This window comes from Kitasatospora sp. NPDC024654 (assembly GCF_055559155.1).
This window is the reverse complement of record NZ_JBVHLF010000046.1, coordinates 55,401-65,477: the sequence shown is the minus strand read 5'-3', so window position 1 is coordinate 65,477 and position 10,077 is coordinate 55,401. Positions and strand designations below refer to the sequence as shown.

Below are 10,077 nucleotides of genomic sequence, written 5' to 3'. Positions count from 1 at the left end.
TGGCGTTGACTTTTGGCACGCTGTTGAGTTCTCAAGGAACGGACACTTCCTTCAGACCGCTCTCGCAGGCCCTCCGGGCGTTTCGTTCTTTCGTGGTCTCAGCATATCAGACAGATTTCGTTTCGGTTTCACCGGAACTTCGTCGGGTCGTTGCGCTGGGTTCACCATCGCCTCGCGGCGACTCGAGCAACCATAGCCGGTTCCGGCCGGTCCGCCTAATCGAGGATGGTGCGGCCTCGACCGGGTGTCCGAGGGGAGCGGCGCCTCCGGCACGCCGGGGGCGATCGTCCGAACCACCCGTATGCCGTAGAGTGCGGCGCGTCAACCAAGAGGACTAGACCACTTGGGATCCGAGGGGCACGACCGACCGGCGGATGCCTCGCCCTTCTGTCACAAGATGTCCGTAGTTGTCATGATTTAGGCTTCTGTCGACCCCATCCCGCCGCTGTCTGCGGCTGCTCGCTGTGCTCCGCACCTGGGAGGCTCCACCATGACCACTGTGACGTCGCCGCTCACCGGCCGCGCCATCGGGCTCGCCGCCGTGCCCGACCCCGTCTTCTCCGGCGCGATGGTCGGCCCCGGCACCGCCATCGACCCGGTGCGCGAGCCCACCGTGGCTGTCGCGCCGGTGGACGGCCTGGTCGTCTCCATGCACCCGCACGCGTTCGTGGTGGTCGACGAGGAGGGGCACGGCGTGCTGACTCACCTCGGGATCGACACCGTGCAGCTCAACGGCGAGGGCTTCGAGCTGCTGGTGAAGAAGGGTGACGAGGTCAAGCGCGGGCAGGCGGTGGTCCAGTGGAACCCGGCCGCGGTCGAGGCCGCCGGCAAGTCCCCGATCTCGCCGATCGTCGCGCTGGAGGCCACCACGGACGCGCTCGGCGCCGTCGTCGAGGCCGGCGAGGTGGCCAGCGGCGACGCGCTCTTCTCCTGGCAGTGAGCCGCCCCGCGGAAACGCGGACAGCGAGCCGTCCCCCGTGCTCCGGTGGGACGGTTCGGCACGCCCGGGCCGCCCCGCGGCCGCCCACGGACGCAGGTGAAAGGAATTGAAGGACATGGAGAACACGCTGCGCGGCGTGGGCGTCAGCCACGGGGTCGCGGTCGGCCAGGTGCGGCACATGGGGACCGCCGTACTGGAGCCGCCGGCCACCCAGACCCCTGCCGAGGACGCGCCGCGCGAGCAGGCCCGGGCCCGGCAGGCCGTCGACGCGGTGGCCGCCGACCTGATCGCCCGCGGCAACCTGGCCGGCGGCGAGGCTCAGCACGTGCTGGAGGCCCAGGCGCTGATGGCGCAGGACCCCGAGCTGATGGCGGACGTGGAGCGCCGGATCGCCGTGGGCAGCAGTGCCGAGCGGGCCGTCTACGACGCGTTCGCCGCCTACCGGGCGCTGCTGGCCTCGGCCGGTGAGTACCTGGCCGGCCGGGTGGCCGACCTGGACGACGTGCGCAACCGGATCGTGGCCCGGTTGCTGGGCGTGCCGATGCCGGGCGTGCCGGACAGCGACGAGCCGTACGTGCTCTTCGCGCGGGACCTGGCGCCGGCCGACACCGCGCTGCTGGACCCCACGCTGGTGCTCGGCTTCGTCACCGAGGAGGGCGGACCGACCAGCCACAGCGCCATCCTGGCCCGGGCGATGGGCGTGCCGGCCGTGGTCGCGCTGCCGGGGGCGACCGGGCTGGCCGAGGGCGTCGTGGTGGCGGTCGACGGCAGCACGGGTGAGGTGCTGGTCGACCCGAACGAGCAGACCCAGGCCGAGCTGCGGCGGGTCGCCGCCGAGCGGAGGGCCGCACTGGCCGCCTCGTCGGGTCCGGGTGCCACCTCGGACGGGCACCGGGTGCCGCTGCTCGCCAACGTCGGCGGTCCCGGCGACGTGCCGGCCGCACTGGCGGCCGGGGCCGAGGGCGTCGGGCTGTTCCGCACCGAGTTCCTCTTCCTCGACGACTCCAAGCGGGCGCCGGGTGAGGAGCAGCAGATCGAGGCGTACCGCAAGGTGCTGGAGGCGTTCCCCGAGGGACGCGTGGTGGTGCGGGCTCTGGACGCCGGCGCGGACAAGCCGCTGGAGTTCCTGACCCCGGCCGACGAGCCGAACCCGGCGCTCGGCGTGCGCGGTCTGCGGACCCTGCTGGAGCACCCCGAGGTGCTGGACACCCAGCTGCGGGCGCTGGCCCGGGCGGCCGAGGGGCTGCCGGTGCACCTCGAGGTGATGGCCCCGATGGTGGCCGACCGGGTGGACGCCAAGGCCTTCGCGGAGGCCTGCCGGAAGGCCGGGCTGCGGGCGAAGTACGGCGCGATGGTGGAGATCCCGTCGGCCGCGCTGCGGGCCCGGGCGATCCTGCGGGAGGTCGAGTTCCTCTCGCTGGGAACCAACGACCTGGCCCAGTACACCTTCGCCGCGGACCGCCAGGTCGGTTCGCTGGCTCGGCTGCAGGACCCCTGGCAGCCGGCGCTGCTGGACCTGATCGCGGCCGCCGCCGAGGCGGCGCAGGCCGCCGGCAAGAGCTGCGGGGTCTGTGGCGAGGCGGCCGCCGACCCGCTGCTGGCCTGCGTGCTGACCGGCCTCGGGGTCACCAGCCTCTCCATGGGCGCGGCCTCGATCCCGTACGTGCGGGCCTCGCTGGCGAAGTTCACGCTGGCGCAGTGCCAGCGGGCGGCCGCGGCGGCCCGGGCGACGGACTCCGCCGAGGAGGCGCGGGCCGCGGCGCAGCAGGTGCTCTCCGGGGAGTGAGTGGACGCCGCGAAGGGCGCCCCCGTCGGTGGACGGGGGCGCCCTTCGGCATTCTCGTGGCTACCGGGCGGCCCGGCGGTCGCGGCCGAGCTGCTCGAAGAACCGCAGGTGGTCGAGGTTGTCGACGGAGCCCGGGTTGACGGCCTGGTCGAGCGGGGTGCCGGCGAGCAGGCGCTTGACCGGGACCTCGATCCGCTTGCCGGTGAGGGTGTGCGGCAGGCCGGTGACCGCGACCACCTCGTCCGGGACGTGGCGCGGGGAGAGTTGCTCGCGCAGGGCGCCGCGGATCCGGGCGCGCAGGGCCTCGTCCAGGCTGGCGCCGGGGGCGAGGACCACGAAGAGCGGCATCCAGTAACCACCGCCCGGCTCCTCCAGGCCGATCACCAGGGACTCGGTGATCTCCGGGAGGCGCTCGACGACCTCGTAGATGTCGGAGGAGCCCATCCGGACGCCCTGGCGGTTCAGGGTGGAGTCGGAGCGGCCGTGGATCACCACGGTGCCGCGGGCGGTGACGGTGATCCAGTCGCCGTGGCGCCAGACGCCGGGGAACATGTCGAAGTAGCTGTCGCGGTAGCGGCTGCCGTCGGGGTCGTTCCAGAAGCCGATGGGCATCGAGGGCAGTGGCTTGGTGACGACCAGCTCGCCGACCGCGTCGATCCGCGGGTGGCCCTGGGTGTCCCAGGACTCGACCGCGGCGCCCAGGCAGGGGGCCTGGATCTCGCCGAGGTGGACCGGGAGGGTGGGGACGCCGCCGACGAAGCAGCTGCAGACGTCGGTGCCGCCGCTGACCGACGCCAGCCAGACGTCCGGCTTGACCTCGTCGTAGATCCAGCGGAAGCCGTCGGGCGGGAGCGGTGAACCGGTGGTGCCGATCGCCCGGACCGCGCTCAGGTCGAGGTCGCGGCCGGGGTGCAGCTCGGCCTTGCGGCTGGCGATCACGTAGGCGGCGGAGGTGCCGAGCACGGTGGCGCGGCTGCGGGCGGCGACGGTCCACAGCGCGCCGGTGTCGGGGTGGCCCGGGCTGCCGTCGTAGGTGACCACGGTGGCGCCCACCAGCAGGCCGGCCACCAGGAAGTTCCACATCATCCAGCCGGTGGAGGTGTACCAGAGGAAGCGATCCTCGGGGCCGAGGTCCAGGTGCAGGCCGGCCTGCTTGAGGTGCTCGACCAGGATGCCGCCCTGGCTCTGCACGATGGCCTTGGGCAGGCCGGTGGTGCCGGAGGAGTAGAGCACCCAGAGCGGGTGGTCGAACGGGACCTGCTCGAAGACCGGCTCGGTGTCGGCCGCGATGAGGTCTTCCCAGTGCAGGGCGCCGGCCGGGGCGGGCGAGCCGAGCAGCGGGACATGGACCACCGCGCGCAGCGTGGGGAGTTCGCGGCGCAGTTCGGCGACCACGTCGGTGCGGCCGTGGTCCTTGCCGCCGTAGCGGTAGCCGTCGACGGCGAAGAGGACCACCGGCTCGATCTGCTGGAGGCGGTCGAGCACGCTGCGGGCGCCGAAGTCGGGGGCGCAGGAGGTCCAGATCGCGCCGATCGAGGCGGTGGCGAGCAGGGCGACGATGGCCTGCGGGATGTTGGGGAGGTAGGCGCCGACCCGGTCGCCCGCGCTGACGCCCTGGGCGCGCAGGGCGGCGGCGAGCGAGCCGACCTGGCGGCGCAGCTCGGCCCAGCTGAGGGTGGCGGGGTGGGCGGTGCCGGCCTCGACCGTCGCCTCGTCCAGATGGACGATCGCGGGGCTGTCGGCGTGCGCGGGGTCGGTGCCGAAGCGCAGCGCGTGCTCCGCGTAGTTGAGGTGCGCGCCGGGGAACCAGCGGGTGCCGGGCATCGCGGGAGCGCCCTCGGGTCCGGCGAGGACGGCGCTCTGCGGGGTGCTGAAGCGGACATCGAACCAGCTGGTGACGGCCGTCCAGAAACGGTCGAGGTCCGCGGTGGACCAGGCGTGCAGGGCGGCGTAGCGGGCGGCGGCGGTGGCGTCGTCAGGGGCCGGGGCGAGCGGGGCGGCCGGCGCGCCGTGGTGCTCGGCGGCCCAGGCCTGGAAGGCGACGAGCCGGGTGGCGGCCGCCTCGGCGGGGTCCGGGCGCCAGAGCGGTGCGTCGGGGTGGTCCTGGGGTGGAGTGCTCACGGTAGTGGTCTCCCGGCCGAAGGATGGGGCGGGGCGTCGCGGGTGGCGCGGCGGCCCGTCCGGTGCGTGCTGACGGTGCAAGACCCTGCCACGTGATCGTCGGGTGCGCCAGGGGTGGCAGGGAACGGGCCCGGTGCGCACCCACCCGTCCTGATCGGGTGGGTGCCGGCGAGTGGGCTGGGTGTGGTCAGCCGCGGGTCAGGCGGTCGAGGGCGAGAGCGGCGAGCAGGGCGGCCGCGTCGGCGAGCACGGAGTCGTCGTAGGCCGCCTCCGGTGCGTGGTTGTAGGGGGCGGTGAACGGGTCCCGGTCGGTGGGGCAGGCTCCCACCATCAGGTAGGCGGAGGGGACCAGCTCGCCGATCACCGCGAAGTCCTCGGAGCCCGCGATCGGCCGGGGCATCTCCACGAAGCGTTCGGCGCCCAGGAGTCGACGGGCGGTGTCGGCGGCGAAGGCGGCTTCGGCGGGGTCGTTCACGGTGACCGGGTAGCCCTCGTCGATCACCGCGTCCACGGTGAGGCCGTGGGCCTCGCCCACCCCGCGCACCAGGCGCGGCGCCTCGGCGAGCACCCGGGCGCGAGCCTCGGAGGAGAAGGAGCGGATCGTCGCCTCGAAGACGGCCTCGTCCGGGATCACGTTGCTGGCGGTGCCGGCGTGGAAGCTGCCGACCGTGATCACCACCGGGTCGAAGGCGTCGAACCGCCGGGTGACCATGGCCTGCAGGGCCGTGACGGCCTCGCAGGCGGCGGGGATCGGGTCGAGCGCGAGATGCGGGCTTGAGCCGTGGCCACCGCGGCCGCGCATGGTCACCGTCAGCCGGTCGGCGGCGGCCATGATCGGGCCGGGGCGGGTGGCCACCCAGCCGTTCGGCAACTGGGCCGCGGAGACGTGCAACGCGTAGGCCGCGACCGGGAGTTCGCCGGAGGCGGTCAACACGCCCTCGTCCACCATCAGTTGGGCACCGCCATCGCCCTCCTCGCCGGGTTGGAACATCAGGACGACGGTGCCGGGCAGTTCGGCGCGGCGCTCGGCGAACAGCCGTGCGGCGCCGACCAGGGCCGCGGTGTGCAGGTCGTGGCCGCAGGCGTGCATCACACCGGGCCGTTGGGAGGAGTACGGCAGACCGGTGGCCTCCTGGACGGGGAGGGCGTCCAGGTCGGCGCGGAGCAGCACCGTGGGGCCCGGGCGGTCGCCGCGGAGCACGGCGGTCACCGAGCTCAGGGCCTTGCCGAGGGTCAGCCGGTACGGCAGCCCGTCGAGCGCGGCCAGGACCTTCGCCTGGGTCAGCGGGAGGTCCAGGCCGATCTCGGGCTGCTGGTGCAACTCGCGGCGCAGGATGGCCAGTTCGGGCTGGAGCAGGGCGGCGGACTCGCGCAGGGTGGGCAGCGGGGTGGGCATGGGCGGCAGGCCTCCTCGGGATGGTGTCCTGCGGCCATGCTGGCGGCTCCGGGCGGATCGGGAGCCGGTGCTGCGTGAAACAGGGCGAGATCGCCGAGCTGGAGGGGCGGCGGGAGCGTCAGGCCAGGCGGGGGAGGCGGTCGTGGAACCAGGCCTCGGCGATGCGGGTGTGGAAGGCGAAGGCGAGCGGGGTGGGGAGGTCGATCAGCTGCCAGCCCTCCGTCTCGTCGGTCGGCTTCGAGGGCGGGAGGTCCGCGAGGTCCTGGGCGGGCAGCAGGCCGAAGAGACAGAGGAAGCCGCCGGTGGTGTCGGAGTCGGTACCGACCAGGGTGACCTCCGCGGCGTCGGCCAGGATGCCGGTCTCCTCGCGCAGTTCGCGGACCACGGCCTGCTGCCAGCTCTCGCCGTAGTCGACGTAGCCGCCGGGGAGGGCGAGTTCGCCGTTGCCGGGCTCGATGGTGCGGCGGATCACGACCAGACTGCGGCCGCCGTCAGGCCGGTTGACCGGAAGCAGGACGACCGTCACGGGCAGCGGGTTGCGGTAGCTGATCTCACCGCAGCCCGGGCAGGTCCGCGGCCAGGCCACCGTCCCGGCCGGGTAGGCGGTGCCGCACCAGTGGCAGTGCGCGCCGGGGCCGAACCCGGCGGGACGATCGGCCTCGCGTGTGGTCATGGACGGGATGCTAGCGGCCGGGCCGGCGGCGGGCGCGGCGCCGGTGGGGATCACTCGCCCTCTTCCCGGGTCGGGCGGAGCAGGGCGGGGTGGAGCAACCGGGCATCGCCGGTGCGGTAGTTGCGAGCGCGCGGGCCGCCCTTGCTGCCGCCGCGCTCGGTGGTCGTACCGGTGCTCTCCACGAAGCCGGGGACGGAGAGCACCTTGCGGTGGAAGTTGCCGGCGTGCAACTTCTCGCCCCAGACCGCCTCGTAGACGGCGCGCAGCTCGGGGATGGTGAAGTCGTGGCGGAGGAAGGCGGTGGCGAGCGGGCTGTACTCCAGCTTGGCGCGGGCCCGGTCCAGCGCGTCGGCGAGGATCCGCGCGTGGTCGAAGGCGAGTTGGAGAGGTGGGCCACCGACTCCACCCGCCGCGCCGGGGGCACCCCCGTGGTCCCCGGCGCGGAGGGTGGAGTCGGTGGCCGTGGACGCCGCGGCCGCGTCGGCCGACGGCTGGGTATGCGGCCGGGCGGTGGGGCTGGGGAGCGACAGGGCGGTGACCGAGTGCCAGGCTGCCGCGGAGGCGTCGCTGCCGGCCCGCGGATCCGGGAGGTCGGGGGCGAAGGCGAGGTAGGCGACCGAGACCACGTGCATCCGCGGGTCGCGGTCGGGAGCACCGTAGGTACCGAGCTGCTCCAGATGGATCCGGTCGAGCAGCTCGCCCGGGTCGGCCTCGGCGGCCGTCAGGCCGGTCTCCTCGGCCAGCTCGCGGGCGGCGGCGGCCTCCAGGCCCTCCTGGCCGGCCCGCAGGAAACCACCGGGCAGCGCCCAACACCCCTGGTAGGGCGGGCCGCCGCGCTCGACCAGCAGGACGTGCAGGGCGGACTGGCGGAGGGTCAGGGCCACCACGTCGACCGTCACGGCGACGGGGGCGTAGGCACGCGGATCGTAGGCGGCGAGGAACTCGCTCTCCCCCGGGCGCTCGGCGGACACGGCGGCCGGCTGCTGCTCGGTGGCCATGGCACCTCTCCCCTCTCCTGCCCGGCCCGAACGCCCCGACTGGTTGTTCTCGGCCTGAGAACAACGTAGCCCAACCGTGCGAGCGGGCCAAGCCCTTTTACGGGCCTCACCCATTCGGCGCAGTGCGGAGAATGGGAGGGGAGGAGAGGGAGGTGGCGTGGTGACCACGACCGGGGAGGGCGAGTTCGCCCAGGCGCTGGCGGCCGGGCCGCTGGTGCTGGACGGCGGGCTGTCCAACCAGCTGGCCGCCGCCGGGCACCGGCTGACCGACGAGCTGTGGTCGGCCCGGCTGCTGGTCGACGCCCCCGGGGCGCTGGTGGCGGCGCACCACGCGTATCTGCGGGCGGGCGCCGAAGTGGTCACCACGGCCGGCTACCAGGCGAGCTTCGAGGGGTTCGCCCGCCGCGGCATCGGCCGGGCGGGGGCGGAACGGCTGCTGCGGCTGAGCGTGGAGCTGGCCCGCGAGGCCGTGGCCGACGAACAGGGCCACGAAGGGGGCCACGAGGGGAGCATCGAGCGGCGGCGTTGGGTGGCCGCCTCGATCGGACCGTACGGGGCCGTGCTGGCCGACGGCTCCGAGTACCGCGGCCGGTACGGCCTCGGCATCGGCGAGCTGGAGCGGTTCCACGGGCCGCGGGTGGAGGCCGTGCTGGCGGCCGGCCCGGACGTGCTCGCCCTGGAGACCGTGCCGGACGCCGACGAGGCGGTGGCACTGCTGCGGGTGGTGCGCGGACTCGGGGTGCCGGTCTGGCTGTCGTACACCGTCGCCGGCGACCGGACCCGGGCCGGCCAGCCACTCGCGGAGGCGTTCGGGCCGGCCGCCGACGCGCCCGAGGTGGTCGCGGTCGGGGTGAACTGTTGCGCGCCGCGGGACGTCGCCGAGGCGGTCCGGATCGCCGCCCGGGTGACCGGGAAGCCCGTGGTGGCCTACCCGAACTGCGGCGAGGAGTGGGATCCGGCCACCCGCGACTGGCGGGGCACGCCGGTCGGGCCGGCCGCGTCGGCCGGCGGCTGGGCCGCGGACGGCGCACGGCTGGTGGGCGGCTGCTGCCGGGTGGGGCCGGACCGGATCCGGGCCCTGGCGGCGGCGTTGGGCCGGCCGGTCTGACGTCAACCCCGGGTTGCCCGCGCGGCAGCTGACGAGCGGCGAAACGGCCGAGAAACGGTGGGCGACGTGCGCGGCCGGGGGATCGCCTGGCAGACTCGGCATGATGCCCCCGTAGCCGACATCATCACAACCTGTGCGACATTGTCGGCCGTCGATCAGTGGAGGTCCCCCATGCCCGGCCCGATCCAGTCGCTCTCCCGGGCCGCCGCGATCATGCGGCTATTGGCCGGCGGCGAGCGCCGGCTGGGCCTCTCCGAGGTCGCCACCTCGCTCGACCTGGCCAAGGGCACCGCGCACGGCATCCTGCGCACGCTGCAGCAGGAGGGCTTCGTCGAGCAGGACCCGGAGAGCGGCAAGTACCAGCTGGGCGCCGAGCTGCTGCGGCTGGGCCAGAGCTACCTGGACGTGCACGAGCTGCGGGCCCGCGCGCTGGTCTGGGCGGACGACCTGGCCCGGGCCAGCGGCGAGACGGTCTACCTCGGCGTGCTGCACCAGCGCGGCGTCCTGATCGTCCATCACGTCTTCCGGCCGGACGACACCCGTCAGGTGCTGGAGGTCGGCAGCATGCACCCGCTGCACAGCACGGCGCTGGGCAAGGTGCTGCTGGCCTACGACCCGGTGGCCCGCGGCGAGCTGGGCGAGCAGCCGCTGGAGGCGTACACCAACCGGACGCTGACCAGCCTGGACGACATCGACGCCGAGTGCGCGCTGATCCGCGAGCGCGGCTGGGCCGACGCGATCGAGGAGACCTGGGAGGGCGTGGCCTCGATCGGCGCGCTGATCCAGGACCGGCGCCGCAACCCGGTCGGCGCGGTCTGCGTCAACGGCGCGGTGGAGCGGGTCTGCCAGGACGGCTTCGTCCGCTCGGAGCTGGTCGCCTCGGTGCGCAACGCGGCCCGGGCGATCTCCCGGGACCTCGGCGCCGGCCGGTTCTGAGGCAGGCCGACCGGACCGGTCACTCCTGGACAAAACGTCGGGGGGGGGGGGGGGGGGGGGGGGGGGGCGGGGGGGGGGGGGGGGGTTTCCGGCTGCTCGGCCGCCTTCCGGCCTCGGCC

Annotated in this window: 8 protein-coding genes; 4 read left to right on the top strand and 4 right to left on the bottom strand. The window is 74.4% G+C overall.

Annotated elements, in window-relative coordinates:
- Window positions 1–490: 490 nt before the first annotated feature.
- Window positions 491–940 carry a PTS sugar transporter subunit IIA gene (locus ACZ38L_RS24950; protein WP_465697253.1) on the top strand — a complete coding sequence of 150 codons (450 nt, stop codon included), beginning with the start codon at window positions 491–493 and terminating at the stop codon, window positions 938–940.
- Between the two features lie 115 nt (window positions 941–1,055).
- Window positions 1,056–2,726: a phosphoenolpyruvate--protein phosphotransferase gene (ptsP, locus tag ACZ38L_RS24945; RefSeq protein ID WP_465697251.1), complete on the top strand. Its 1,671-nt coding sequence runs from the start codon at window positions 1,056–1,058 to the stop codon at window positions 2,724–2,726.
- 60 nt (window positions 2,727–2,786) lie between these two features.
- Here ptsP and ACZ38L_RS24940 read toward each other — a convergent pair whose 3' ends face one another.
- The 4 genes from ACZ38L_RS24940 to ACZ38L_RS24925 all read right to left on the bottom strand — a co-directional run bounded on the left by ACZ38L_RS24940 (window position 2,787) and on the right by ACZ38L_RS24925 (window position 7,914).
- Window positions 2,787–4,847, bottom strand: a complete 2,061-nt coding sequence (locus tag ACZ38L_RS24940; protein ID WP_465697249.1) for an acetoacetate--CoA ligase — start codon at window positions 4,845–4,847, stop codon at window positions 2,787–2,789.
- A 187-nt stretch (window positions 4,848–5,034) separates the two neighbouring features.
- On the bottom strand, window positions 5,035–6,243 hold the full coding sequence (locus tag ACZ38L_RS24935) for a M20 metallopeptidase family protein (protein ID WP_465697247.1): 1,209 nt from the start codon (window positions 6,241–6,243) through the stop codon (window positions 5,035–5,037).
- A gap of 118 nt (window positions 6,244–6,361) precedes the next feature.
- On the bottom strand, window positions 6,362–6,916 hold the full coding sequence (locus ACZ38L_RS24930; RefSeq protein WP_465697245.1) for an NUDIX domain-containing protein: 555 nt from the start codon (window positions 6,914–6,916) through the stop codon (window positions 6,362–6,364).
- A 50-nt stretch (window positions 6,917–6,966) separates the two neighbouring features.
- Complete coding sequence (locus tag ACZ38L_RS24925; RefSeq protein ID WP_465697243.1) at window positions 6,967–7,914, bottom strand: NUDIX hydrolase; 948 nt, start codon at window positions 7,912–7,914, stop codon at window positions 6,967–6,969.
- 160 nt (window positions 7,915–8,074) lie between these two features.
- On the opposite strand from ACZ38L_RS24925, the gene mmuM reads away from it, so the two are divergent.
- Together mmuM and ACZ38L_RS24915 are read left to right on the top strand one after the other, a co-directional pair.
- Entirely contained in the window at window positions 8,075–9,022 is a 948-nt protein-coding gene (gene mmuM / locus ACZ38L_RS24920; protein ID WP_465697241.1) for a homocysteine S-methyltransferase, read from the top strand.
- A gap of 171 nt (window positions 9,023–9,193) precedes the next feature.
- Window positions 9,194–9,958 (top strand): IclR family transcriptional regulator, encoded by a 765-nt coding sequence (locus tag ACZ38L_RS24915; protein ID WP_396567301.1) that lies wholly within the window; start codon window positions 9,194–9,196, stop codon window positions 9,956–9,958.
- Window positions 9,959–10,077: the final 119 nt, after the last annotated feature.

Excerpts from the sequence above, each read along its gene's own strand:
- ACZ38L_RS24950 (WP_465697253.1), top strand. The coding sequence starts at position 491 with ATGACCACTGTGACGTCGCCGCTCACCGGCCGCGCCATCGGGCTCGCC.
- ptsP (WP_465697251.1), top strand. The coding sequence starts at position 1,056 with ATGGAGAACACGCTGCGCGGCGTGGGCGTCAGCCACGGGGTCGCGGTC.
- ACZ38L_RS24935 (WP_465697247.1), bottom strand. The coding sequence starts at position 6,243 with ATGCCCACCCCGCTGCCCACCCTGCGCGAGTCCGCCGCCCTGCTCCAG.
- ACZ38L_RS24930 (WP_465697245.1), bottom strand. The coding sequence starts at position 6,916 with ATGACCACACGCGAGGCCGATCGTCCCGCCGGGTTCGGCCCCGGCGCG.
- ACZ38L_RS24925 (WP_465697243.1), bottom strand. The coding sequence starts at position 7,914 with ATGGCCACCGAGCAGCAGCCGGCCGCCGTGTCCGCCGAGCGCCCGGGG.
- ACZ38L_RS24915 (WP_396567301.1), top strand. The coding sequence starts at position 9,194 with ATGCCCGGCCCGATCCAGTCGCTCTCCCGGGCCGCCGCGATCATGCGG.